This is a genomic window from Mesorhizobium sp. USDA 3734 (genome assembly GCF_056279665.1).
In genome coordinates this window covers 5,170,177-5,195,551 of sequence record NZ_JBWCCW010000001.1, presented here as the reverse complement: position 1 = coordinate 5,195,551, position 25,375 = coordinate 5,170,177, and the positions used below count along the sequence as shown (strand labels likewise).

19 protein-coding genes and 8 pseudogenes are annotated in these 25,375 nt (G+C 62.1%); 11 read left to right on the top strand and 16 right to left on the bottom strand.

The window, feature by feature from the left end; translation table 11 throughout:
• Positions 1-1,080: 1,080 nt before the first annotated feature.
• Positions 1,081-1,393 (top strand): annotated as a pseudogene (locus ACZ89F_RS24900) (SMC-Scp complex subunit ScpB); the annotation flags it as partial.
• Positions 1,394-1,831: 438 nt separating this feature from the next.
• Here ACZ89F_RS24900 and ACZ89F_RS24895 read toward each other — a convergent pair.
• Positions 1,832-2,041 carry a hypothetical protein gene (locus tag ACZ89F_RS24895; protein WP_065010175.1) on the bottom strand — a complete coding sequence of 70 codons (210 nt, stop codon included), beginning with the start codon at positions 2,039-2,041 and terminating at the stop codon, positions 1,832-1,834.
• Between the two features lie 233 nt (positions 2,042-2,274).
• Positions 2,275-3,420, bottom strand: coding sequence for a tyrosine-type recombinase/integrase (locus ACZ89F_RS24890; protein WP_476094658.1), 1,146 nt, complete (start codon positions 3,418-3,420; stop codon positions 2,275-2,277).
• A gap of 156 nt (positions 3,421-3,576) precedes the next feature.
• On the opposite strand from ACZ89F_RS24890, the gene ACZ89F_RS24885 reads away from it, so the two are divergent.
• The 7 genes and pseudogenes from ACZ89F_RS24885 (at position 3,577) to ACZ89F_RS24855 (ending at position 8,498) form a co-directional block, all read left to right on the top strand.
• On the top strand, positions 3,577-3,828 hold the full coding sequence (locus ACZ89F_RS24885) for a hypothetical protein (protein WP_476094656.1): 252 nt from the start codon (positions 3,577-3,579) through the stop codon (positions 3,826-3,828).
• Between the two features lie 82 nt (positions 3,829-3,910).
• A complete protein-coding gene (locus ACZ89F_RS24880; protein WP_476094654.1) occupies positions 3,911-4,150 on the top strand; it encodes a hypothetical protein in 240 nt (79 codons plus the stop codon).
• Positions 4,151-4,253: 103 nt separating this feature from the next.
• Positions 4,254-4,606: pseudogene (locus ACZ89F_RS24875) on the top strand (type II toxin-antitoxin system RelE/ParE family toxin).
• A complete protein-coding gene (locus ACZ89F_RS24870) occupies positions 4,603-4,926 on the top strand; it encodes a helix-turn-helix domain-containing protein (RefSeq protein WP_476094652.1) in 324 nt (107 codons plus the stop codon). The pseudogene ACZ89F_RS24875 and the gene ACZ89F_RS24870 overlap by 4 nt, the downstream one beginning before the upstream one ends.
• A gap of 133 nt (positions 4,927-5,059) precedes the next feature.
• On the top strand, positions 5,060-5,998 hold the full coding sequence (locus tag ACZ89F_RS24865) for a DUF1403 family protein (protein ID WP_476094651.1): 939 nt from the start codon (positions 5,060-5,062) through the stop codon (positions 5,996-5,998).
• A 2-nt stretch (positions 5,999-6,000) separates the two neighbouring features.
• A complete protein-coding gene (scpB, locus tag ACZ89F_RS24860) occupies positions 6,001-6,702 on the top strand; it encodes an SMC-Scp complex subunit ScpB (RefSeq protein WP_476094650.1) in 702 nt (233 codons plus the stop codon).
• Positions 6,699-8,498 carry an SWIM zinc finger family protein gene (locus ACZ89F_RS24855; RefSeq protein WP_476094649.1) on the top strand — a complete coding sequence of 600 codons (1,800 nt, stop codon included), beginning with the start codon at positions 6,699-6,701 and terminating at the stop codon, positions 8,496-8,498. Before scpB ends, ACZ89F_RS24855 begins: the two co-directional genes overlap by 4 nt.
• 84 nt (positions 8,499-8,582) lie before the next feature.
• Here the strand turns inward: ACZ89F_RS24855 and ACZ89F_RS24850 are convergent, their stop codons facing one another.
• The 6 genes and pseudogenes from ACZ89F_RS24850 to ACZ89F_RS24825 all read right to left on the bottom strand — a co-directional run bounded on the left by ACZ89F_RS24850 (position 8,583) and on the right by ACZ89F_RS24825 (position 14,273).
• Complete coding sequence (locus tag ACZ89F_RS24850; RefSeq protein WP_476094648.1) at positions 8,583-11,063, bottom strand: TOTE conflict system archaeo-eukaryotic primase domain-containing protein; 2,481 nt, start codon at positions 11,061-11,063, stop codon at positions 8,583-8,585.
• On the bottom strand, positions 11,060-11,707 hold the full coding sequence (locus ACZ89F_RS24845; RefSeq protein WP_476097484.1) for a hypothetical protein: 648 nt from the start codon (positions 11,705-11,707) through the stop codon (positions 11,060-11,062). The genes ACZ89F_RS24850 and ACZ89F_RS24845 overlap by 4 nt, the downstream gene beginning before the upstream one ends.
• A gap of 18 nt (positions 11,708-11,725) precedes the next feature.
• Positions 11,726-11,848, bottom strand: a pseudogene (locus tag ACZ89F_RS24840) (TniQ family protein); the annotation flags it as partial.
• Positions 11,829-12,128, bottom strand: coding sequence for a TniQ family protein (locus ACZ89F_RS24835; RefSeq protein WP_476094646.1), 300 nt, complete (start codon positions 12,126-12,128; stop codon positions 11,829-11,831). The gene ACZ89F_RS24835 and the pseudogene ACZ89F_RS24840, both read right to left, overlap by 20 nt.
• Positions 12,129-12,133: 5 nt before the next feature.
• Complete coding sequence (locus ACZ89F_RS24830) at positions 12,134-13,012, bottom strand: TniB family NTP-binding protein (RefSeq protein ID WP_476094645.1); 879 nt, start codon at positions 13,010-13,012, stop codon at positions 12,134-12,136.
• A gap of 7 nt (positions 13,013-13,019) precedes the next feature.
• Positions 13,020-14,273, bottom strand: a pseudogene (locus ACZ89F_RS24825) (Mu transposase C-terminal domain-containing protein).
• A gap of 104 nt (positions 14,274-14,377) precedes the next feature.
• Between ACZ89F_RS24825 and ACZ89F_RS24820 the strand changes: the two are divergent.
• Positions 14,378-15,504, top strand: a pseudogene (locus ACZ89F_RS24820) (RHE_PE00001 family protein); the annotation flags it as partial.
• A gap of 343 nt (positions 15,505-15,847) precedes the next feature.
• Here the strand turns inward: ACZ89F_RS24820 and ACZ89F_RS24815 are convergent.
• The 7 genes and pseudogenes from ACZ89F_RS24815 to ACZ89F_RS24785 all read right to left on the bottom strand — a co-directional run bounded on the left by ACZ89F_RS24815 (position 15,848) and on the right by ACZ89F_RS24785 (position 22,498).
• Positions 15,848-16,795, bottom strand: a complete 948-nt coding sequence (locus ACZ89F_RS24815; protein WP_476094644.1) for a hypothetical protein — start codon at positions 16,793-16,795, stop codon at positions 15,848-15,850.
• 283 nt (positions 16,796-17,078) lie between these two features.
• Positions 17,079-17,771: a sensor histidine kinase gene (locus ACZ89F_RS24810; protein WP_476094643.1), complete on the bottom strand. Its 693-nt coding sequence runs from the start codon at positions 17,769-17,771 to the stop codon at positions 17,079-17,081.
• 134 nt (positions 17,772-17,905) lie between these two features.
• Positions 17,906-18,085, bottom strand: a pseudogene (locus tag ACZ89F_RS24805) (hypothetical protein); the annotation flags it as partial.
• 90 nt (positions 18,086-18,175) lie between these two features.
• On the bottom strand, positions 18,176-18,883 hold the full coding sequence (locus ACZ89F_RS24800; RefSeq protein WP_476094641.1) for a winged helix-turn-helix domain-containing protein: 708 nt from the start codon (positions 18,881-18,883) through the stop codon (positions 18,176-18,178).
• A 69-nt stretch (positions 18,884-18,952) separates the two neighbouring features.
• Positions 18,953-19,474 carry a Spy/CpxP family protein refolding chaperone gene (locus tag ACZ89F_RS24795; protein ID WP_476097365.1) on the bottom strand — a complete coding sequence of 174 codons (522 nt, stop codon included), beginning with the start codon at positions 19,472-19,474 and terminating at the stop codon, positions 18,953-18,955.
• A gap of 306 nt (positions 19,475-19,780) precedes the next feature.
• Entirely contained in the window at positions 19,781-20,929 is a 1,149-nt protein-coding gene (locus tag ACZ89F_RS24790; protein ID WP_476097364.1) for a TlpA disulfide reductase family protein, read from the bottom strand.
• A 387-nt stretch (positions 20,930-21,316) separates the two neighbouring features.
• Positions 21,317-22,498 (bottom strand): TlpA disulfide reductase family protein, encoded by a 1,182-nt coding sequence (locus ACZ89F_RS24785; RefSeq protein WP_476094640.1) that lies wholly within the window; start codon positions 22,496-22,498, stop codon positions 21,317-21,319.
• A gap of 194 nt (positions 22,499-22,692) precedes the next feature.
• Between ACZ89F_RS24785 and ACZ89F_RS24780 the strand changes: the two are divergent.
• Positions 22,693-23,396, top strand: a pseudogene (locus tag ACZ89F_RS24780) (IS6 family transposase).
• 54 nt (positions 23,397-23,450) lie between these two features.
• Here the strand turns inward: ACZ89F_RS24780 and ACZ89F_RS24775 are convergent.
• Positions 23,451-23,645 (bottom strand): annotated as a pseudogene (locus ACZ89F_RS24775) (sigma factor-like helix-turn-helix DNA-binding protein); the annotation flags it as partial.
• 325 nt (positions 23,646-23,970) lie between these two features.
• Between ACZ89F_RS24775 and ACZ89F_RS24770 the strand changes: the two are divergent.
• Entirely contained in the window at positions 23,971-24,834 is an 864-nt protein-coding gene (locus tag ACZ89F_RS24770; RefSeq protein WP_476094638.1) for a DUF4158 domain-containing protein, read from the top strand.
• Positions 24,835-25,375: the final 541 nt, after the last annotated feature.

Here is a 25,375-nt window from a genome sequence, read left to right as displayed (position 1 = left end):
TCGCCCGTTCGACACGGCAGGGAACGGCATTGCGGGTGCGCTCTGGTTCAGGCGCGGTCATGCCGAGAGGCACGTTCGGGATTGTCCGATAGCCGACAATGTCGGGTACGCAACGTTGATGACCTGACTATAGGGTTGTTTTCAATGCGTTTTGCCTTGGCACAGTAAATGCACGCTATTCAGCAAACGTGCTGACCGAGTGGTTCCCACCTCCACGAAGTCGCAGACTTACGCCACCTCCCAAGGCGTACCCGGCCCGGCAGCGAGCTCAGTCTCCTGCCGGGCATGCCGTTACAGGTGTACGGCGTTAAGAACATGAAATAGCAATGTCCGTCTGAGAGGATTGGGGCGGATGACCACTTAAGAGGTGCCCAGAGACTTAGGGCACCGGGCGAGCGCGATCACAGTAGCTGCCTCTCCATCAGTCTGCCTATCGGTAATCCAGATTTGATGTCGTCCCTGCGTGGAAATGGTCTGGTAACCAGCGTCCTTGCGACTAGAACAAAACGTGATTCGACGAGTCGGTCAACAACTGGCAATTTGTTTGTTCTTACTTTGTTCCGTAGCGAGCTGGAGCAAGGAAAGATGTTGAAAACATGGTGGATGGGCAAATCAGCCGCGCTAGCTCACTTTGGGTTCGTTGCGTCCGATCACCCTAGCCCTTGATGAAGTATGCGAACTCCGTACGTGCGCACCTTTGAAAAGGGCAAACGGCGAGCTCTATGGGGGATCGAGCGCACGCATTGCGGCTTGCCAAACAGGTCATCAGAGCCCTCGACCAGAAACCGCTTGAGCCGATCGTCGCAGCGATGCTGGCGGATGGTCACAAGGCTGCGCTTTCGGCAATGGCCGTGTCGCGAGACGAGCCGAACCTGTTCGAACGAGTTCCTCGTCCTGTGCGAAGAGGCCGGGCCGTTGAGCCAGCGGACTGCGATCAGCTGGGCGATGCCTATGTCGAAGCAAGGCGTGCCCGTGCCGCTTGATGAGTGACGCCTATATTTCACCCGGGCACCACAGTCCTCATCAATCATTTCAACATCAGGGATCAGGCCAAACTTCAAGAAGCGTCGGGAGACACTGAAGGCGTTCAGCCGCGACCCGATCGGGGCGCTCCGGTCGCAGGATTTTATCGCCTCCGGGCCGCGGAGCCCGCAATTTGGCACGCCTTACACCTACGTCACGACCAAGACTTTCCTGTTGCACTTTGGCCTCGACACAGCGGGACTTGCCCGATTTCGAGGCGCTTGAGGTTGCCGCGCTGCTCAGCAAGGAGAAGCTGCTGGCGGGCGATATTCCCGTCGGGCTGGTGAGTGGTGGAGGAGGTGAGGAGCGACACTCCAACGCCAGGACTGGAATAGCGCAGCAGATACATGGAAGTAATCGCTTGATATGAGCGGTTAAGAGTCGAATCAAGCGAACTATTTGATCGCTATCGATAAGAGGTCATTATAGATAGTGACAAAGACGCCAGAGAAAATCCCCTGCAAGTCAACTTAACTGCCGGATAGCTCGACTATCGCGAATCAGCCTCATGAAAACAATGGCTTACGACATTGGCGAATTGCCCCTGAAAACCCTGATCGGACCGGTTGCCCGCACCACCGGGTGTCGGTTTTACTTCCCGACTTCAATTGAAGCGCTAAGCTGAAATTTCGAACCGCGGTTTCTACGTTGCGGTTTCAATTGGTTGAGGGGCCTTTCGGAGCCCTGACGCGATGCCGCCGAAGCGGATTCAGCGCAGTCCGAATTCATGATGGCTGGTGGATCTGGGAGCCCGCGTACCGGCCGCCGTTTCCATTGACGCAGCCAGTCGTGCGGGCCAAGCGGTGGCTCATTCGTCGCCTGCGAGACCGTCGAAGGCCTCGATCAGCGCATCGACGATCGCCTGGCCGAGCGCCTGTGCTGTCTCACCGATTTGGGCTTCGTTTCCATTGCGGGCCGCGGTGGCGAGTTCCGAACCCTGATCCATGAGGATCGCATTGGACCTATCGATCGCCCATTGCGCGAAATCGTTGCGGCTGTCGATGATCCTGGTTTCCATAGATGCGCGCTCCCGCGTTTACGATTTGTTGGCCAATTCGGGCTAGGGTCAGGGCGCGCGATGGGTATTGCGTTCGCGCCACAACACTCCTCGATTCTTGCAGCATCAGGCCCCGCTGGCAAGCCGCTCCGCCTCGCGTAGATAGGGAGCCTGAGGCCGTTCGTCCTAGGACGAGCCTCCAACAAGCAGACTCCCGCTGCTACGCACTGAGTGCGGCAGGGGACTTATGGTTCCTACAGCCCGCTCGCCTTGGTGAGGTTGGTCCGGAACCGATCGCGCTGGCGCTGATATTTGCGGGTCATCTCGGCCGAGGCATGGCCGAGCTGTTTTTGCACGTAGCGCTCCTCGATCTCGGCCGACGAGGCAAGGCCGGCGCGCAGCGAATGCCCTGAGAACAGCAGCCCGCGCTCCCCTTCCGGTAGGTCGGAGCGGACGCCGGCGGCGAGCGCCGTCTTTTTGACCAGGCGGGCGACATGCTTGTCGGAAAGCCGCTCGACATCGACGGTCTTGTTGTCCCGAAAAATGCGGCGGAAGAGCGGGCCTCTCGCGATGCGGCCCAGCCTGATCCAGGTCTCCAGCGCCACCACTGGGCAAGACAAATCGCTGGAGCCGCGGCCGACCTCGAGCTCACGCCAACCGGTCTTGCCGCGCAGCGTCACCAGCACGCCCTTGTCGGCAAAAATCTCGATCCAGCCGGCGCCGTCGCTCTTGTCTTCGCGCACGACGTCGAGGCCGACGATTTCGGAGCGCCGCAGGCCGCCGGCGAAACCGAGCAGCAGGATGGCGCGGTCGCGGAGGCCGCGCAGGTCATGGCCGAGCGTCGCGATCATCGCCTTGATGTCATCGCCGAGGACGGCCTCCTTCTGCCGCGGCGGCTTTGCGTGTTTTCTGCGGATACCGGCGAGCACGGTGGCAATATGGCGATCGGCACGGTCGAGAGAAAATCCGCGCTGGGTAAAATTCCAGGCCAGGCCGGAGAGGCGCCGCTCGATCGTTGCGACCGAAAGGGCGGGAATGCCGCGTTTCGGCTCGCCGGCGGCGGTGCCTGAGGCACAGGCGCTGATATAGAGGCCGATTGTTTGTACCTCTGGGGGCAAGGGCTCAAAACCGTTGCGGCGACACCAGGACGAATAATGCGAAAAGTCCTTGGTGTAGGCGTCTCGGGTGTTTTCGGAGCTGGCCGCCTTGGCGTAGTCTTTTGCCGTCTCGACGAGCGCTTCGAGATGCGCCGGCGACCGCGATCGGCGTCCCATCTCCATGACCAGATCGACGATGTCGGGCAGGTCTGCGAATTCGCCGGGCGGGCCGTTTTCGCGACGCCGGGCGGCTTGCGGGTCTTGATGGGAGTCCGCGCCATCTGGTTTCAGTAGCTTGTCCATAGCTCAATTGTGCGATTGAATCAGAAGAGTCGAGTCGGCGCCAGCTTGCAGCCAAACAGCGAGGCTGTCCATTGCATCGGCATCTCACGCACCCGCAGGCTTAGGCCTATATCCGTACACGCCAGCGCGACAGCGACCTGCCCGAAGGGAACCTCGGTGATCAAGAAAGCGATCAAGAAATCAACGCAAATCGCCGCTGATCCCTATCGCAAGGCCAGGTTTCGTGAGATGGCCCGCGACATCGTGGCCAAGGACCGCCATGACCGGAAATACGGCATGGCCGTCGACACGGCGGGCGCCATCGCCCGGGCGCTGGAAAAGGCCTATCGCCAAGGCTTTGAGGACAACCGGGTGGGCCGGCCGTCGCAAAGCCAAGAGCCGGCGGCGCAGGACGGTCCGCTCGATTGAGCGCTCATCCCCGCCGCGTCCGCGAAACGCCTTTTGGAGCATCTGCCTGTTCACCTTGGGGCATGGCGAGTCGCCATCGGAAATGGGCTATCTCGCGGCGGCCACGACCGAGCGCGGAACGCCGGGATGGCGCCTTGTCGTGCCCGGGCTTTCGTACCATGACAAGTCGATCGGCGAAAAGACCATCATTCCGCTCGTCCGTCTGGGCTTGATCGAGCCGGCGCTGGATGAGCCCCACTGTCATGGTCGTTTCAACGCGCGGCGCGCAAACGTGGTGGCTGTTCCACGCGCGCGGTGGCCGATATCCCGAGGATCTGACTGACGTGCAGAACCCCTAGCGGTACGGGACCGGCTGTCGGCCAACCGGTGTTCGGCGGCGGCACCGCAGCGTTTGCAATCCATAGCACCTGGTGCTATATAAAACCATGACGCAGCGGACATTCAAGACGGCCTGGTTCGCCAAGGCGGCGCGCAAGGCGCGGATCAGCGAGGCTGCCCTGTGCAAGGCGATCGACAGGTAGCGGTGGGACAGGCGGATGATCTGGGCGGCGGCGTGTTCAAGAAGCGTCTGAACGACAACCGGCACCGATCGATCATCCTGGCCAAATCCGGTCGGTTCTGGGTCTACGAGTATCTGTTCGCCAAGCAGGACAGGGCCAACATTGATGACGACGAACTCGCCCAGTTCCGCAGCCTGGCCAAGGCTTATGCTGGGCTGACCGATCGGCAGCTCGGCGAATTGCTGGCAGACGGAGATTTTTTGGAGATATGCACATGAGCAGGGCTAGAAAATACAAGTCCGACGCCTTCGAGGCGATCCACAGCTCGGCGAGCGCGCTCTACAAGGTCGGGGCGATCGACAAGGCGACGATGCGCAGCTTCGACGCGAGCTGCCTGACGGCGCCGGCGGCGATCGGGCCCGACGCGATCAAGGCGCTGCGCGAGAAAAACCATGTCAGCCAGCCGGTGTTCGCGCGCTATCTCAACACATCCGAATCGACGGTGCAAAAGTGGGAGACTGGCGCGAAGCGGCCGAGCGGCATGGCGCTGAAGCTGCTGTTTGTGGTCGACAAGCACGGGCTGGAGGTGCTGCGCTAGCGGCTCTTCGGTTACGTCCGATAATGCAACCTTACCGGACATAAAGGCGTAGCGACAGGCTGTGCGCTTTGCACCGAATGCCTAGCGAAAAGCGCACGACGGCGTTATCCTCCACGCCATGATTCGTCCCGCCATGTCGCCGATTGCATCGACCTGCGAGCCGCCCGCCGTGCCCGGCTGGGCGACCCAGCGCGGGCCGGTGACAAGCGATGCGGAGGCCGCCTTCATGGCCGGCGCGGCGTTGCATGCGCTCGACACTCTGGTGAACGCGGCGCCGCCCTGGGCCGGCGCCTGGCGCCAGCGCCTCGCGCTCAAATGCGCCGCGGCCGCCGTGCGCCTCGCCGGCCGCGCCGAGGACGAGGCGGCGCTGCGCGACGCCTGGCATCTGCGCAGCCCAGGCGACGATCCCGGCCCCTCCGGCGCCATTTTCGCGGCGTGGAAACGACTGGCCTCACGCTCGCCGGCGGTCGACGCCGAGGGCCTGCGCGGCATCTGCGACTTGCTCGGGGTCCGCTGGGATGGCGCGCTGGCGACCATCCCCGAACGCATGGACGATCTGCTGCGGTCCGCGCCGCCGGCGCCGTTCATGGCCGCCGCCATCGCCGCCCACGTCCACGCCGCGCGGCCGGAGGCGGCGTTTTTGGGCTGGTGGCTCGCCGACCTGGCGCTGGCGCAAAGATTGCGCTGGCCGATCGCGGTGCCGCTGCTGATCGCACAGGTCCACACGCCGGCGTTCCGGTCGGGGAACGGTCATGGGCGGATCAGGCCGGGGGAGCAAAAGTTCGAGCGGGCGGTCTGCCTCGCGGTCGCGCAAGCCTCGGCGGAGGCCTGCCGGCTGGCCGCCGACATCGCCCGGAACGCCGCCCGGCTTGCCGCGGCGGCGCCCAAGCTCAGGGCGAAAGGGGCGGGGGAGGCGATCAGGTTGCTTCTCGACGAGGACGCCGTTCCCGGCTCGCTGCAGACGCCCCATCTGTCGCGATGGGGCGCGCGGCGCCTGTTCGAGCGGCTGACCGGTCTCGGCGCGGTGCGCGAACTGTCCGGCCGCGCCACCTTTCGCATCTACGGGCTGTGATGATGGCGGCGCGTCCGACGAAGGCTCGCCGAGACAATGGGGATGGGCAACGACTGTTGCTTGACCGCGCGTTGGATCACCTGCCGCCGGAGGTTCGGTGGCGTGAATGGATGGGGCGGGTCGAGGCCGTCATTTTCGCTTCCCACCAGCCGGTGTTGCGGGAGGTTCTTGCGCGGATGGTGGGCCGCGACTGCAATCTCGATCTTCTGATCGACGACATCCGCGCCGAACTGCGCGGCCGGCCCTACGAGCTGGTGGCGGTCGCCGGCGGCTGGCAACACCGCACCCGGCCGGCTTTTTCAGACGCCATCCGCGCCGCTTCGGGCGCCAGCGAACAGACCGTCGACCTGTCGCAATCGGAAGCGCTGGTGCTGATGACGGTGGCGTATTTCCAGCCGATCACCCGCGCCGAGCTGTCCGGTTTTTTCGGTCGCGAGATCAGCCGCGACCTCATTGGCAATCTGCGCGGCGCCGGCTTCATCGCCTCGGGACCGCGCGCGCCGCAGCCGGGGGCGCCCTACACCTATGTGACCACGAAGACCTTCCTGTCCCACTTCGGCTTCGAGACGCTGCGCGATCTCCCCGACATGGAAAAGCTCGAGGACGCCGGCCTGCTCGACAAGGCAAAACTGCTCGCCGACTTGTCCGGTGCGCTCGGCATTGTCAGCGAGGAGCCAGAGGCGGAGGAGCAGCGGCTGCCATGACGCCACCGCCATTCGGGGAAGACGCGATCCGTTCCCTCGCCACCGAAGAATCCTTCGCGCGCGGCAAAAGATATTTTCGCAGCGGGGCTGTTTCCGAACTCGTGCGCCGCGGCGATGTCGTGACCGCGCAGGTCGAAGGCAGCGAATTCGCGCCTTACGACGTGACGGTCAGGCTCCGCGAAGGCGGCGTGACCGAGACGCGCTGCTCCTGCCCCTACGACTGGGGCGGCGCCTGCAAGCATGTCGTCGCCGTGCTCCTCAAATATATCGACGCTCCCCATGCGGTTAAGGAGCGGCCGTCCCTCGACCATATTCTCCAGGGCCTTGATCGGGAGGCGCTGGCCGCGCTGCTGATCAGCCGGGCCGAGGAGGATCCGGCATTTGCGCTTTGGATCGAGGCGGAGCTTGCCGCCGGAGGGCCAGACGAGTCCTCGGCGGGTTCCCGCCGGACCGCCGTCGATCCCGAGCCGATCAGACGGCAGGCCGAGGCGTTGCTGTCTGGCCGCTATTCGCACCGGCATGGCTGGAGCGACGATGGGCCCGCCAGCGATGAGGACGCCTTCGCGGCGCTGATCGACAAGGCAAAACCTTTCCTTGAAGCTCGGGATGGGCGCAATGCATTGAAGATTCTCGACCCGGTGATGGAGGCGCTCGTGCCGGCATGGCGCGAACAGGCCGACTGGGACGAGACGCTCCATGAGTTTTTTCCCGTGCTCGCCCAGATGATCGCCGAGGCGGTCCTGATGAGCGATCTTGCGGCCGAGGAACGCGATGACCTGATGGCGCGGCTCGACGTCTGGCAGGGCGAACTCGACGAGTACGGCCTCGACGACTATCTGCAGGTCGCGATCGATGCGCTCGAACAGGGCTGGGATGAAATCGGCCTCGATGACGTGATGGCCGGCCGGGGACGAACCTGGCCGCTGTCCGGCCAAGACGACTGGACCATGGAGCGGCTGACGGAAGCCCGGCTGAGGGTGCTCGATATCGGCGGGCGGGCGGAGGAGTTTCTCAACCTCGCCAGAGCGGCGGGACGGCATGGCGATCATGCCGCGATGCTCGTGCGGCTGGCACGTGTCCCCGAAGCTGCCGCCTATGCCCGGAAAAGGTTTCGCTCCGCCGAAGAGGTTCTGCTGCTCTCACAGATCTTGAAGGAGGCGGGACAGATCGACGAGGCGCTGGAACTGGCCGAATGGGGTCTGACGCTGAAGGCGGAAGAGGACCGCCCCTATGGGATTGTCGGTCTCGCGCGCTGGCTGCGCGATTGCGCCGCCGCGCTGGCCAGGAGAGAACCCGCGTTGACGGCGGCGGGCGCCGCATTCGAGCACAGTCTGTCGCTCGATGATTTTCGGGCGGCCGAGACCCTGGCCGGACCGGAATGGACGGCGATGCGCGCCCGTCTTCTGGCGAAACTGGCGGCGGCGAAATACGCTCACGACCGGACAGAGATTTTCCTGAACGAAGGCAGGATCGACGAGGCGGTGCGGTCCGTCGACGTCGAGAACGTTTTGCGCAATCCGTCCAATACGGTTCTTATGCGCCTCGCCGAGGCGGCGCACGCCAGCCATCCCGACTGGGTCATCGATGTCTGCGAGCGCATGGCCGTCAACGTCATGGACGCCGGGCAGGCTGGTTTCTATGAACTCGCGGCGCAGTGGCTGGAAAAGGCCGCGCTCGCCTATGATGCGGGGGGCCGGTTCGAGGACTGGATCGAAAGGATCGATGGCCTCATCGAGAAGCATAGGCGCAAATACAAGCTCAAGCCGCTGCTCGACGCGTTGCGCCCGGGCGCATAGACATGGTCGTTTGGCCTTTGGATAGGCAAACAGCCAATATCGTCGAACGAAAGCTGCAACATCGTCATTAGACCCTGACCGACGCTAATCCAGACGGTAGCCAAGGGTCCGATATCCGGTCCGCCGCTTCGCGGCCATACGCGCCAGAACCGGCACGGCCCCATCGACATAATCATAGACGAGAACGTCGGACTTGCCCTGATGTTCGCGATGCAGGCGCCCGACATACTGGGCGAGCGTCCCCTTCCACGAGAGCGGCATGGTCAGAAACAGCGTGTCGAGCCGGTGGTCGTCAAAGCCTTCTCCGAGATAGCGGCCTGTCGCCAGAATGAGCCGTTCCTGATCGTCCGATACGCGAAGGGCAGCCTCGGCCGCATTGCGGTCCGCAGCCTTCATGCCGCCGCGCAGGACCACGAGATTGCGAGCAAACTTGGCAAATCGCGCCTGCAAGCGTTCGAGATGATCCCGCCGTTCGGTCAGCACGACCGGCGACCGACCCGCTTCCAGCGCCTTCAGCACGTCGTCGAAGATCAGATCGTTGCGGGGCTCGTCCACAGCAAGCGCGGCATAGATTGCTGGCATCGAGGGGCGTTCCATGTTCGCAAGGGAAAGCGGAAGCTGGAATGTGGTCGGTCGTTCCAGGACACGGTGGCTCAATGTGCTTTCGATTGCCTGGTGGCGCGCACTCGCGCGATACCGGACCGGTCCGCATTGCATGAAGATGATCGGATGGTGTCCGTCCTTGCGCGCGACAGTCGCCGACAGGCCGAGGACGTATTTCGCCTTGGCGCGCCGCGCCACCAGCTCGAAGCTGGCTGCGGACAGATGATGGCACTCGTCCACGACGAGATGGCCGTAGTCGGCCACCCGATCCGAAACTTCGCCGCGCCGGACCAGGCTCTGGATAAGCGCGATGTCGATGATGCCTGTCGGTTTGCGGCGCCCGCCGCCAATGATGCCGATATGCTGCGGGTCAATTGCGAGGAAGGCTTTCAGACGTTCGACCCACTGGGCGAGCAGTTCTCGGCGGTGCACGAGGATCAGCGTGTTGCGGGCGCGCTGCGCGATCAGTGCCGCGGTGACGACCGTCTTGCCGAACGCCGTGGCGGCAGCTAGCACGCCAAAGTCGTGCGCCGCCAGCGCTTCATTGGCTTCGACCTGCCTGCCCCTCAGCGCGCCTAAAAACCGTGTGCCTTCGGGAAGCGAAGTTCCCGATTCCCGGCGATCCTCCAGGTCGATGTCACCGCCGTGGTTCCGGATCAGGTCGATCACCTCGTCCAGACAGCCCCGCGGCAGCCCGACATGACTCGGATGCACCTCCGCGCAGGAAATGATCCGGGGCTTGCCGAAAGTCGACAGGCGCATGGCCTGGGCACGATAGAACTCCGGATTCTGGAAAGCAGCCAACCGAATGAGCCGCGCTACCATGGTGGCGGGCAAGCCGGCGCGTTCGACATAGGCCTGATCCGCGAGCACGATCTTGATTCGGTCCGGCAGCGGCTCGGTGACTGCGATCGGAGCACGCCTGGAAGGCGTCATCCGCCAGGGCTCATCCGCTGCTTCATCCTCGACCGGCAGTCGCACGCCGAGCACGCGGCCCCGCATCTCCGCCTCGTCTACCAAGCGGCTCACCGCGTCGGCGGGCAGAAGCGGCAATGACGACAGGAACGCCCACTGGTCGGCATAGGGACGCAGATCTCGATCGACAAAGACGCTGTTGCCCTGTTCCCGCGCGCGCCGCTGCAGCGGAAGGGCGATGAGATTTCCGAACCCGCCAACCGGCATGGTGTCCTGGCTTGGAAAGAAGCGGTCGTAAGAAGCAAAGCCGATTTCCGGGCGTCGCTCCATGGTCTCGGTCACGAGGAGGGAGCCAAGCTGTCGCGCGGTGCGCGCCGGGATCGGTTCGGAGAAGAAAATCCAGAGATGCCCGCCATTGCCGGACCGCGAGCGCTCGAGCGCAGCGGAGATGCCCTTGGCATCGCAGGTCTCCATCATGGCGATTGCATCCGCGGACCAACTCTCGCCGTCGAAATCAGCCGCCAGGTACCAGCAGGTTTCGTCGAGCAGCAGCGGGTAGACCCCGGCAACGAAGTTCTCGGAACCGCGTCGCGACCCGGTAGCGCCGCGCAGATGGTTTTCAATTACGTCGTGGGAGACGGGAATGAAGGCTTGGTTGGGACATTCGCCGCATTTTACCCGCGGCTTGCCGCAGATTCCCTTTGCCCACTCATTGGCGCAGGCCGGCGCATAGCCCGACCGCCCCGCCTTCCTGTTTTCCCAGCGGACCGGATGCACGTCCGATCGGCCGGCAAACAGGCGGCGGAACAGAGCAATTTTCTCTGCCGCCGTTGACGCATTGGTGACTGGCGCAGCTTTCGCGAAAGACCTCGACACATCCGCCAAAGGGAGCAGCGCCTGCGGCTGATCGAGCTCGACAAGTCTTGCTTCAAGGGCGCGTTGCTCTGCGGCGAGCGATTTCAGGCGGGCGCGGATCCGCTCAATCTCATCGTCTCTTTCAAAATCACATTTCGACACAGCAAGCCTGAACCACTGTCTGTCAATCAAACGCCAGATATGTCAGCTCGGCCTCCAACAGGCCGATATGCTCCGGTACCATGACCGCCTAACTGCCGTTCTCTAACACGTCGATAAGCGCCAATCAGGGCAGAAAGATCGACGTCCCGGATATCAATCCTCCTTGGGGGAGCTTCGTCCTCGATCATGACGCGCTTCCGCATCCACCGGCAGAGCGGTTGCAAGGCTGCTGCAAGGCTCCCGGCGGCAAAAATGCGCTGACGCCAGAAGATGATTTCCGAAGCCTCCGTCCCGGCCGTCAGATGATCGTGACATTCTGCTGCTACTTGGTCAAAACAGCGGATGCGCGCGGCTGAAGATAGGTTGATCAGCGTCCTGGCCGAGCCGGGATCAACGGCCGTCGGAAGGCTGAGGAGTCGCGCGATCAGCGAACTCGTTGCGAGAAAGCCCTTGGCGGCCTCCAGGCGGAGCAGGTCGTGAAGGCAGCGCTCGAAACGCCGCGTTGCCGCCGTCACGCTGACTTTCGCGGCTGTTCTCAGGTCGAAATGGCAAGTGGCGCAATGATGCTGCGGAATAAGGCCCGGTTGATCAAATGCTGCAGTGCCGCTGCCGCAAGACGGACACCGGTCACGCAGCCCGCAGCCGTGCATCGGGCAGGAGATACTGGTCGCCATCCGCCACCGCCGGCGGAAGTAAGGCGCCAAATCCGAGGCAAGGCACTGAGGGCAGAATTGCAGCCAGGTCGAGCGCCTTCGGTGGCCGGTCTGGCGCAGTGGCAGCAGGAGGCGCGTGCGCTCATCCTGCGCAAGGGTCATTGCAGCCAAAGTGTCTCGCGCAACTCCGGAATAGTGATGAAGCAGGCGCGCCGCGCCATCCGGCAGCGCAAAGATCGAGCCGCGCCGACCACATGCCGCCGTCTATCCCGAAAACGTCGGCAAAATGGCGCGGTGCGATGCCATTGGCGAACGCCAGGCGATTGAGCCAGCTCGATAGCAGCTCATCCGCTTGCGGCACGACCACGACTGGCCAGCGAACGGAATGAATCTCCCGGTAGCGCGACTGCACTTCGATCGCGAACGCGGCCGTGCCGGTCATAGCCGCTACAGCAGGGCTTCGCGCACCGGCGCCTGACGACGGGCCGAGAGCGGAATGTGGCCTAACCGATCGATCATCGCCATCGAGATGCACTCGGCGCCGGATCGGACGGCGACCACCGCCGCCTTGGTGAGGATGGCGACGACCTCGCCGATCAGGCCCTCCGAGAGCGAAAAGATCTTGCGCGCCATTTCTTCCTCCGACAGGTCGGAGCTTTTGGCGAGCGGCAGGGCCGCATCGAGACTGTCGAGAAGCGCCAGATATTCTTCGCCATAGCGCCACCGCGGGACCGCGCACAGCTCGAACCGGCTCGCCATTTCATCGGTCGCATTGACACAGTCATAGACGGCGACCTCACCGATCAGCACCGGCGAGATGTCGTGAATCCGGCCGAGCCGGCGCAGGAAGGCGAAGATCGCCTCGACGTCGCGGCTGCGGCCGCGCAAGGCGTTGTGGAATTCGTCGAAGATCAGGATTCGGGGCGCGAGGCTGGCGAGCAAGTGATCGAGTTGCGCAGCCTTCCGACCAACATCGCGGACGTTGCCGATCGGCGCTTTCAGCGCCTGAAGGATGCTGGCATAGAAATGGGCAAGCCCCACGCCCTCGTGGGTTTGCACGATCCAGACCCGTTGTGTCGGAGACATCCTCAAATGCTCGATCGCGAATCGCTCGGCGACCATCGTCTTGCCGTTGGCGTAAGGACCAATCAGCATCAGGCCGCCGGTGCGCAGTGCAGCCGGACGGGAAAGCAAGTCGGCCAACCGTTCATGAGCGTCCAGCGCCGCGTGATGGCCGATCCAGCGCGGCGAGCGGATGAAGGCGATCCGCTCCTCAATGTTTCCATCGAGATAGGGCCGTACATGGTCGAGAAGATGATCGGCCATTCACGCACTACCATTCTTCGATCGGCAGCCGCCGCTTTTGACGCACCGGGTGCTCCATCGGGGCCGGCGGCACCGGCGCCATTGCCTCATAAGGCTTGGAAGCTCTCGCCGCATGGCCAGCGCGAACGGCGTTGCGCAATTCCGTCTTCTTGTGCTTGGCGGTTCCGGCAACGGACGCAATCTCGCGACGGAGCTGGACCTTCTCGACATTCGACCGGGCATTCGCCATCCGGCGGTTGGCGCGGTCGCTTTCGTGCTCCCACAGGGTGACCGGCGTCAAAATCCCGTCACGGCGCCGGACCGAGCGAAAGGCGACACCTGCGGGGTCGCGGACATAGACATGGCTGATGTCGCGCGGATCGTAACGAATCTCCAGCTTGCCCAACCGGTCGCGTTCGGGAACGAACGAACCGAGCCATGGCGCATAATAGAACAGGGCAAACATGCTGATGCCTTGCGGCGTCAGGCGTCGTACGGCACCCGGCAGAAATGTCAGCAGGACATTATGCGCGCCGTCATTGAAGCGCGGATTATCTACCGCATGTGTCTGCCACTCGGTCAGCGGCACTTTTAGCGTCTTGGCGTTCTCCTGGAGATTGTGGTCGACGACAGCAAGCGCGACGCAACGCTCGAGATCGGCAAAGCTCAGGCAAGCACGTTTCTCAGATGGATATTCGTCACGGTCGGCCACCGATCGTCCGGTCGACCCTGGGTGCGTGGCGAGCACGGCATTGAGCTTGCCCAGGAGACGCTCGACCACACCACCCTGATGGACGCGGCCTGAGCCGATGAAGGTGCTTCGGATTCGCCGATCGTTTCTTGGCGATCTCTTCCGGCGTGAACAATGCCGGGATCCGCCGCGCAACGGTGATATAGGACGGCGGCCGAAGGCCAGCCTCCTCGCAGCGCGCACGGATTTCGGAGACGACAGGGGCCAGCGGCGGCGCTTCCAGAACAAGCCACTGCTCGCGCAATGTCGCAGCAATGATTTCCTCGATCTTCGACGGCAATCGCTTCCGGCGCGTGTTGCCCGTTCTCGGCAAGAGCACCGTTACCGTTCGATCGTCACGATAGCGCGCCAGGAGATTATAGATCTGACGGGTCGACAACCGCAGCTCAGCCGCTACGCGAGCAATCGGCGCAGCGCGGAACCATCGAGGACCTTGTCGAGTTCGCTCGCTATCCGCTGCGCCTGCGACCAGTGGCGGTCGGTCACAGTTCGGGACACGGTCGAAGGCCCCTTTTGCAACAGCTTCTGCAAGGCGGCACCGCATGATTGAAATTCTTAGCGAGAAATCAGTCGCGCAATACCACCCAAAGCCAACGCCGATATGACATTCGCAGGATTGAAATCCGCAAGTAAAAGCCACAGCCGAAGACCTTTTGGCCCGGCTCGATGAGCGCGTGCTCAAAAGCCCGGTCGGAGACGGCTTTATCCAACGCCAGCACTTTGCCGACGCGGCCGCGGCGCTGTGGCTCGACGGCGAGCTCGTCCATGTCGAAGACCTCGTCCTGCACGACTCACACATGGACATCCGCACTCCGACCCACGAGCCCACGCCGTGTTGCGCGCCCGGCGCCGCATTCTTTTGCACCCACCCGACTGGGCGCTTTCTCGCGTTGGCATTTTAGCGCTGCGCGGCCGCGAAGGGCAGGGGGGCGACGGGTCGAGCGCGGGGCGGGCTGGCTCCCGACCCGAAGCCGCGGCGGCGGCCGACGCCGACGAAAGCCTTTTCCAAGACACCGACCAGGAGGATGCTCTTGCCGAAGAACTGGCGGAGATCGACGCCGTGTTGGCCCGCTCCAGCCGGCTGCTGGCGAGCGAAAGGTTCGCGCCGCGCGCGGCGGACAGCCCAGAGGTCGACACGGCAGGGCACGGGGCGACAGCGCTGGGGGCTTTGCCGAACAGCCTCGGGCCGCTGATCCGCGATCTAGACTGGGACGAGGACCAGCGGCTGGCCGACTGGCTCGCCGTCGTTGACCGGCTCCGCGGCGAAAACATGCCGGCCGTACTGGCCGCGACGATCGCCTGGGAGGCGTGGCAGGACATAGAACCGCTGCAGCACCAGCACTGGCTCGGCACGCTGCTGGTTGCCGCACTGTTGCGCCAGGCCGGCAAGGTCGGCTCGCACCTTTTTTGCCTCAATGCCGGGCTGCGCGTCGTTCCGCGGGACAGGCGGCGGGCGCAGGAAAAAACCACGCGGCTGCTGGCCGTGCTTGACGCCTTTGCAGAGGCGGCAGCGGCGGGACTGAAGGAACTCGACCGGCTGGCGCTGGCCAAAAGCCAGATGGAACGCCGGCTCAGGAACCGGCGCAAAAGCTCGAGCCTGCCGGCGCTGATCGAGCTGGTGCTGGCGCGGCCGGTGGTGTCGGCCGGTCTGATCGCGGCCGAGCTCAAGGTCACGCAACGCGCGGCGCTCGGCCTCGTCGCCGAACTCGGCATCCGCGAGGTGACGGGCCGCGGGCGCTACAGGGCGTGGGGCCTCGTTTAGCTGCGGCGGGCTTTGGCGAAAGCGACAGCACCGATGATTTTTGCTGTACGCTCATTCTGCCTCATCTGCGCGTTGACAGAAAATCAGCAGCCGAGGGTCACAGCATGCTGTGCCTCCCCGCGATTTCCGGAAAACCAATGAAGAACGACTTTGATCGATCGCGCGGGAGGTATCATTCAACCATGTCGAGAACGGGCGTGACGGCACGTACACTATGGACCGAGAGAACTTTGTCTGGCGACTTTGCGCACGCCAGCAGAACTCGTCGGAAAACTTCCTTCTGTTGATTCAATGATCGAAATAAGCTGGAGTGGCATCGCCGCTCTCCTCGGTTCTTGCTTTCTCAGTTGAACTTGATGCTCGCCTGCACGAACACGCCGTAGCGCTCTGTCTGCCAATGCTCGACCTGCGGGGAACCGCCGTCCGGTGTCTTCTCGAAATGCGCGGCGCCGTCAGTTGCCACCCCCCAGTAGCGGGCGCCGAGGCCGATGTTGAACAAATCCGTGACCTTGTAGTTCAACACCGCCTCGAGCTGGACGCCATGCCCATCGCCGTCTTCGGGAATTAGCTTGAACTCGGGGCGCATGTGGTGCTGATCTTTGCCGTCGAGCCGCGTGAAGAGGAACGCCACGTCACCAGAAAGGCTGAGTCGCTCGGTGAGTTGCGTCTGCCCGGCCAAGCCGAGTCGCAGCGAATGCCAATCGTTGTCCTGGCTGATGCCGTTGACGTAGGTCGCGACGGTTGGCACACAGATTCTCCAGTTGGTCGCCTGCTGCGTGCAACCGAAAGCGTCGTAGCTCTCGTGCCAGAAATTGTAGCCAGCAAAAGCACCGATGCGGTAGCGCGGCGAGTTCAAGAAATTATATCCAAGATCGGCGGTGAAATAGCTGACGCCGCCCCCGCGCTGATCACTGAATGTGTTTGAGTAGCCCCCCCACTTCCGTAAGAAGTCCTCGTCGATAAGAGAACCCTCCCTGATGCCGCCCGCACCGAGGAGGCCCTTTACGAAAATGCCAGTCGGATTGTGGATCGCGTTGAAGAAGACTTCACTCGAATGCGCGTCTAGACCGTCATAGGTGAGCCGCGAGGCCAGTGACGTACCTTTAGGATTGTAAAGGTCCTTCGATGCTTTGCCGGTACTGTAGAAATAGCGTAGCCCACCTTCGAAGGAAAAGACTGGGGCCGCTGCCCCGGCTATAGACGCGGACTCGGCGTTCACCGGCACTGCGGCGGCGGTGGCGCCCGCCGTCAGACCACAAAGCGCCACACATGTCAGCAACAGTCGCTGCATCAGATATTTTCCTTATTTTCCTTGGTTTCGATTGCCGGTTCTGTCGCAAACTATTCGCGTTGTGTGCGCAGCCACTCAGAACGAATTTTCGTCGAGGGCTTCGAGAGGCCTTTTGGTGAGGTGATCATTGTACGTTTTCCCTTTGGTTCCTCACGACCTAATACTCCCCATGTGAGCTTCGACAGCTTGTTCGCGACGTGCTGGGAACGTCGGAGCGACCAGGCTTATTCAGCCGCGGCCAGGCTAGCCAAGGCCTGCTCCCGCCGACGGACGGCCGGATCGTTCATGAAATCCGTCCTCCTTCGAGGTTCGCTGCCCTCCGCGCCTGCTGATCTTTTCGCGGAACCGTCGTGCTTTGATCATACCTCTTCCTTCCGCCCTGCCTGGGGCCGCTTTCACAAGGATATGCGCCCGCCATATCAAGATATTGCCGGAAACGTGACGACAAATCAGGCGCCGCCGCCGGATGGCGATTCGTGGTGCACGGTTGCGCCATGATGCAAGGCGATCTGGCGCACCAGCGACAGGCCGAGGCCCAGCCGCCGGTCGTTTCGCTGCGGCCCTGCGGGCGGAAGAACGGCTCGAACACGCGCTCGCCGGTTCCTTCCGGCAGGCCCGGCCCGTGGTCGCACACCTTGAGCACAACCAAACTGCCTTCGGTCCCCACATGCGCGCTGAACGGCGGACCGCCATGTCTCTGCGCGTTCTGCATGAGATTGCGAACCAGCCGTGTGAGCAGAGTCGGGTCGCCCGACACGACGCCGGGTTCGCCTGAGACGTCGACGCCGGAGCGCGCGCCCTCCTCGGCGGTGAGCGCCAGCAGATCCACCGGCTCCACCCGTTCCAGCTTCTCGATATGGTCAAGCCGGCTGGCAAGCAGGATTTCCTCCACCAGCGCGTCGAGTTCGGCGAGATCGAGCACGATCTCGTCCCGCATCGGGCCGGTTTGTTCGTTGGCGATGAGGTCGATCGCCATGCGCAGTCGCGCAAGCGGCGAGCGCCATCGTGGCTGGCATTGGCAAGCAGCGAGCGGTGCGCGGCAAGCAGCCGCTCGATCTGCTCGGCGGCGCGGTTGAAGCTCGCCGCCACCGCCGCCACCTCGTCGCTGCCGCGCACGGCGACGCGCGTGTCGAGAGCGCCTGCGCCCCAGCGATCGACGCCCTGGCGCAATGCTTCAAGGTGGCGTGTGAGATGGCGCACGACTGGAAAGGCGGCAAGCCCTATCACCGCGGCGATCAGCGGGAAAAAGCCTGCCGGGCCGAACGCGGAATTTTCGCGTTCATCGCCCATGATTACGAAGATCGCGCTGGCGATCGCCACTGCGGCGAGGCTGACGAGCACGGTGAGATAGATCTTGACGAAAAGGCTGTTGCGCATGGCTTATCTGTCACCGTCCTGAAAACGGGCAAAGACATAGCCCGCGCCGCGCACGGTGATGATGCGGCGAGGATGTTTCGGATCGGTCTCGATCGCGGTGCGGATGCGCGAGACATGCACGTCAATCGACCGGTCGAACGCTTCCAGTTCCTCGCCCTTGACCATGTCCATGAGCTGCTCACGCGACAGCGTGCGCCCGGCATTTTCGGCGAGCGCCACCAAGAGGTCGAACTGGTAGCTGGTCATCGGGCATTCGCGCCCGTCGACGCGGGTCGAGCGCGACGAAGGGTCGATCTCCAGATGTCCGAAGCGCAGGATGCGCGGCGAGGCATTCGCGCCGGCGTTGCGGCGGCGGCGCAGAAGCGTCCTCAGCCGCGCCAGCACCCCGCGCGAACTGACCGGCTTCTGTAGATAATGGTCGGCGCCTATCTCCAGCCCCTGGTCGATCTCGGTCTCGTCGGCTCGCGGCGTGAGCATCACAAGCGGCACATCGGAGTTCGCGCGGATGCGTTTGAGCGCCTCGAAGCCGTCCATGTCGGGCAGCATGACGTCGAGAACCACGGCATCGGGCGACAGCCGCGCGATCTCGGCAATGCCCGCGCCCGCCGTATTCACCGTTCGCACACAAAAGCCGCCGTTGCGCTGCAGATATGTCGCCAGCCGGGTGGACTGGTACCTGTCGGCGTCGATGATGAGAATCCATTCGTCCATGCTTTTTGTCTGCTCCGATTCGAAACTGTGCCGGTACAAAGCTTACCAGCGGCGGTGGCAGCTGCGATCCTATTCGGCCAGCTTCGCCCGCTGCTTGGGCGTCAGCACCTCGTTGCCGTCGAGCAGCGCCTCCTTCAGCTTGCGTGAGGCTTTGTCGATCGCCGCGACGAATTCGGCCCGCAGCTTCTCCGCCGCCTCGCGGTCGATGGTTGCTGCGCCGAGCAGCTTGGCGACATCGTCTCGTGTGTCGCGGAAGCCGCACATGATCACGCTGACATCGAAGAACAACTTGTCCCTGATCGCCTCCAGCTTCTTTTCCTGCTCGGGTGTGGCGTCAATCTCCTCGAGCATGCGCCCAAACTCACGCTCGACGAGCCCATCCCGTCGCGGACGTTGGCCTGCATGTGCATGTCGGATCCGCCCCCGCCCATGCCGAAGCGCTGCATGCCCCCGCAATCCTGGCTGAGCGCGCCAGGGACGCCTACCCCGGCAAGCGCCACTATCGCAATGCCGCCTATGACGATGCGCTTGCCCCAGCTCTTCTTCTGATGGTCCGGTTCCATTGGTCTCATCCTTTTCGTTAGGCGGCATCTTTGCCGCGACTGGACGAATACAAGCGCAATGTTTCGGCTGTTGCGGACGAATGTGAAGTTGTGTGAAGCCGGCAAGGCGACATTGCGGCGGGGCGTGGTGGAGGTGTTGAGAGGCACCCGCGCCAGACTGGCGAACGTTCGAAGCGGGCAAACCCGTAGCTCAGCTCATAGCCCGCCTAGCCAAAGGCGGGCATCGCAGCAGGCCGCCGTCCTTCGGACCTAGGCCCAAAAGATCGGACCTAGGCTATGTCGCAAGCCGGGCGTGTCCGCCCAGCCAATTCTGTCCCTCACATAAACCTCACGGTCAGCCGCAAACGGTATACCAGCTGTCGTATCGGCCATCGTTTGGAGCCGCACACAGAGCGCCGTAACAAACCTTCTCACCCTTGAAGTTGGCCAGGAACTGCAGCAAATACAATATTGCGTCCTGTTCATCTTCGTCCCGGATCAGCTCCGGACCGCCCAGCGACTTAAGTGCCAGCTCGATCAGCTCGATCGCCCGAAATTTGTTGCCGCTCGCGTGATAGTATAGAGATACTATCGGATAAAGCAGGAACTTACAGCCGTCGTCTTGCGGGGGATTCAGTGCCAGGATGTGTTCGGACAGCTGTTTTCCCATCGCCAAGCGCTCAGCAGGCGGAAAGTGCGAATGGTCAAAGTTCGGGTAGAAGAGTTCGTCTAGCGCCGCAACCATCCAATCCTCGGAGTTTCTGTTGATCGCGTCGCGAACGAATTGGCGCATGACGGGCAAGCCGGCCTGCATGTCGCGCATTTGATGGAGCAACAGATTCACCTGAGACCGGCGGAAACCGAGCTTGTCCGGCATCAAGGCGATGCCTTCTTCGACAGCCGAGAGGGCCGTCGTCCAATCCTCGGCCTGCATTGCCGTCCAATATCTATCATTGATCGGCTTCTTCAGCGCTTGTTCGCGCGCTTTGGGTTCGCCTTTCGCGATACGCTCCCTGTCGGCGGCTTTCGCTTGATCGCTGGTGCGCCAGCTGCCGTTAAGCACCTTCGGCAAAACCTCATCGAGTTCCGTCGGACCACCGATAAAGGCGATGTGGCCGTCTCGGTCGACCACGAAACTGGTCGGAATCCAGAAAGAAAAGCTGGGCTCCATCCAAAGTTTTTTCATTTCGGCTGTGGCGTCGAACGCCATCCGAAAGTTCAGATTCGAGAACTTTTCGGTCAGCCACGCGTCCAAATTGCTCCGGGCCTCATCGGCCGTTGGAGCGCGTTCAGAAGCCGCGACTCCGACGATCTCAACTCCGCTGTCCCTGTATTTCTCCTGCAACTGCATCAGATGGGGCATCCCGACCACACATGCTCTGCACCAAGTTGCCCAAAATTCGACGATGTACACTTTGCCGGGCTCGAAGCTGGTGATTGGCTCGCCACGCAGCCAGTTTTCCACTTGAATCGAAGGGGCCGGGGACTCGATCTGCAACACCACTTTGTTCTCCAAAGCTGTTGTCAAAGGTTGTGAGGTTTTCTGCACGAGCTGGTTCCTCTTATTGTCTGCTCCGATTCGAACTGTGCCGTACAGAGAGCTTACCACCGGCGGTGTCAGCGATGCGCTTGCCCCAGCTCTTCTTCTTGCGGGTGCCGGAGAGGCTGGCTGGTTCTTGATGGTTCGGTTCCATTATTTCATTTCATCCTTTCCATAATGCGGCATCTTTGCCGAGACTGGGCGAAACTACGAGCGCAATGTTTCGGCCAAAGGCGGGCATCGTAGCAGGCCGCCGTCCTTCGGACCTAGGCCCAAAAGATCGGGCCTAGGCTATGTCGCAAGCCGGGCGTGTCCGCCCAGCCAATTCTGTCCCTCACATAAACCTCACGGTCAGCCGCAAACGGTATACCAGCTGTCGTATCGGCCATCGTTTGGAGCCGCACACAGAGCGCCGTAACAAACCTTCTCACCCTTGAAGTTGGCCAGGAACTGCAGCAAATACAATATTGCGTCCTGTTCATCTTCGTCCCGGATCAGCTCCGGACCGCCCTGCGACTTAAGTGCCAGCTCGATCAGCTCGATCGCCCGATCTTTGTTGCCGCTCGCGTGATAGTACAGGGCTGTCACCGGATAAGGCAGGAGCTTACATTGGTCGCTTTCCGGGGGATTCAGTGCCAGGATGTGTTCGGACAGCTGTTTTCCCATCGTCAAGCGCTCAGCAGGCGGAAAGTGCGAATGGTCAAAGTTCGGGTAGAAGAGTTCGTCTAGCGCCGCAACCATCCAATCCTCGGAGTTTCTGTTGATCGCGTCGCGAACGAATTGGCGCATGACGGGCAAGCCGGCCTGCATGTCGCGCATTTTGTGAATCAACAGATTCACCTGAGACCGGCGGAAACCGAGCTTGTCCGGCAGCAAGGCGATGCCTTCTTCGACAGCCAAGAGCGCCGTCTTCCAATCCTCGGCCTTCATTGCCGGCCGAAATTTGTCGTATATGGGCTTGGTCAGCGCTTGTTTTCGCGCTCTGGGTTCGTTACGGGCGATCCGCTCCGCATCGGCGGATTTTGCCTGATCGCTGCTGCGCCAACTGCCGTTAAGCACCTTCGGCAAGACCTCATCGAGTTCCGTCGGACCACCGATAAAGGCGATGTGACCATCTCGGTCGACCACGAACGAGGTCGGAATCCCGAAAGAAAAGCTGGGCTCCATCCAAAGCTTTTTCATTTCGCCTGTGGAGTCGAACGCCATCGGAAAGTTCAGATCCGTGAACTTTTCGGTCAACCAAGCGTCCAACTTGCTTCGGGCCTCATCGGCCGTTGGAGCGCGTTCAGAAGCCGCGACTCCAACGATCTCAACGCCGCTGTCCTTGTATTTCTCCTGCAGCTGGATCAGATGGGGCATCGCGTCCACACAAGGGGCGCACCAAGTTGCCCAAAATTCGACGATGTACGCTTTTCCAGGTTCGAAGCTGGTGAGCGGCTTGCCACGCAGCCAGTTTTCCACTTGAATCAAAGGGGCCGGGGACTCCATCTGCAACACCACGTTGCTCTCGAAAGCTATTTGGTTCGATTCCATGTCTCATCCGTTGGTTAGGCCGCGGCATCTTTGCCGCGAGGACGAAACTACAACCGCAATGTTTCGGCTTTTACGGGCGAATGTGAAGTTGTGTGAAGCGGCAAGGTGATATTGCGGCGGGGAAGCGCGGGGGTGCCGCGGAGGTGTTGTCACGCTAACTTTTGCTCAGCGATTGTTGACCGAGAAGCTGCGGCATGAACACGCCAGCCGTCAGCTACAAACACCACCGTTTTCCGCCCCAGATCATCGCCCATGCAGTTTGGCTGTATTACCGATTTCCGCTGAGCCTGCGCCTCGTCGAAGAGATGCTTCTGGAACGCGGCATTGTCGTTTCCTATGAGACAATCCGCCGGTGGGGACAGAAATTCGGCCCGGACTATGCCCGCCGGCTCCGAAGAAAGCGTCCAGGCCCGAACGATATCTGGCATCTGGATGAAGTCGTCATCAGCATCGCCGGTAAGAAACATTGGCTTTGGCGGGCCGTCGATCAGGACGGATACGTCCTTGACGAGATCGTCCAGAACCGCCGCAACACCAAGGCTGCCAAGCGATTGCTGATGCGCCTGTTGAAGAAACAGGGTGCCGCGCCAAAGCGCATGATCACAGACAAGCTGCGATCCTATGGAGCAGCCAGGCGACAAGTGATGCCGGACGTCGAGCACCGGTCGCACAAGGGGCTGAACAATCGAGCCGAGAATTCGCATCTGCCGCTGCGAAAACGCCAAAGCACGATGCAGGGTTTCCGATCGCCAGGAAGCCTCCAACGCTTCATCTCGATCTTCTCGGCTCTTCGCAATCTGTTCGTCCCGCCCCGCTCAAATGCTCTGCTCTCGCCATCCATATTCACCGCCTCCAAGCCATGGCGGAATGGGAAGCTGCGGTTGAGAAACTCGCGTGAATTGAGCACCGGCTGGGATCGTCGCAATCATTTTCAGAGAACGTGACAACACCGCTCAAGGCCTTCGTCATCAATCCCTTCAGGCAGCGGCCAGCTCAGCCCGGCAAGACGGGCGCGCCGCAGATAACCGTGGACGACGCCATTGCTGATCCCGAGCGTGCGCGCGATGACGCGCTCGGTCAGGCCCTGGGAATATCTCAATCGTATTACGTCTCTGATCCGGCGCATCGACAATCTCTTTGTGGGCATCGGGCTTCCTCGTTTTGAACGAGGCATCCCGTAGACCGGTTGAGCTGTCGGCCGAAGCGTCCCGCACCTTCGAAAAGGTGCTCACGATCACCTGAAACCGCTGCTCACGATCGTCTGAAATCGTTGCTCATGATCCCGTGAAATCCGTGCTCACGATGCGCTGAAATCCGTGCTCACGATCGCCTGAAATACGCACGAAGCGGCCCTTCCAGGCCCAATCGGCCCGAAGCTGTGATTTTGGCCAAGTTGTGGAACGTTGCGGGAACGGATTGACCGTAATGTCATCCTGACCTGAGAATTCGCTCCTGGAACAGGGAGTGGATTTATGGGTCTGCGTGTTTCGCCCGAGGCGTTGGCCGGGGGATGGAGCCTGTCGTTTGCCGACATCGACTTTGTGAACGCCAAGCCAGCCGGTTCGAGGCTTGGACTGGCGGTGCAATTGAAGTTCTTTGCCACGTACGGATATTTCGCCACCGCGGCGTCTGAGGTTCCCGGTGAGTCGGTTTCGTATCTGGCCAACCAGCTTGGCGTCGGCGAGACCGATCTTGACGGTTACGATTTTTCGGGGCGCTCGGGACGTCGCCATTGTGCAGAGATTCTGCGCCATCTTGGTTTTCGGCGCATGAAGCACGCGGATCGCGCAGCGCTTGCCGCCTGGATGGCTATGGAGCTCTGCCCGCGAGGGGCATCGGTCGCGGCGATGCTGGAGGCGGTCTTTCTTTGGTGCCGGGATCGCCGGATGTTCGGGCCGTCGGCGAAAGAGATGGAGCGGCTGGTCCGCTCCGAGCGGCAACGGTTCCTGGAAACATTTCTCGGTAGCATCGCGGACCGTCTGCTACCGGAAACGATGGCGCTGATGGAAGCCTCACTCGCCGATCCGGATAGTTCAATCGGATTCCATGCCATCAAGGGTGATCCGGGTGCCGCGACGCTGGACAACATGTTGTCCCTTGCCGACCGATTGGCATTCATCAAGAAGCTGGATTTGCCGCGGGACTTGCTGACGGGCGCCGGCAAGACGTGGATCGACCAGATTGTCCGGCGGGTCGGCGCTGAAAAAGCCTCCGAGATGCGCCGCCACGCTCAGCGGCGGCAGCTCGGCCTCTATGCGGTCTTCCTGATGGTACGGGAAGCGCAGATCATCGATGGCATGATCGATCTTCTAGTGGAGATGTCGCTTGGCAGTTAAACGTAAGAATGCGCCGGTTTTGCTAAGGGTTGGCATTTAAACGTGAGAATCTTGGGCGGTGGATTCTCAAATTAGTGCGCCGGGAGACCGGCAAGGAGTAGGTGGTGAAAGTCCACTACGATGAAGGAGTAGCGATCCACATCGGCCCCGAGCCGTGCGCAGGCATCCGCGAGGATGCCGGCGAAGCGTCGGTAGGGGAGCGCATAGGCCAGCCATTGAGCCACGAAAGGGAATTCGTCCCGGATGCCGACGCCGTTAATTTAGCGGAAGGCGAAACGGACGGGCGCGTTTTCGCGAGCGCCTGTTTCGATCCGGCGTGGTCTGAGACCCTGGCATGTGCGGAAGCTCCTTGTGCGGGAACCGGGAGATCTCTGGATTGGCCATACGCCCCAGGAGTACGAGGGATGGTCCGCAACGGGAAGGCGAGGAGCCGTAGCCGTTGATGCACGATCCAGAGAAGTCTGACTCCGGCATAGTAGCTGCGAAGCCGACGAACAAAGCCGGGCGTCCGGCGGCGGAGTCGGTGGAGCCAAGGCCGGGG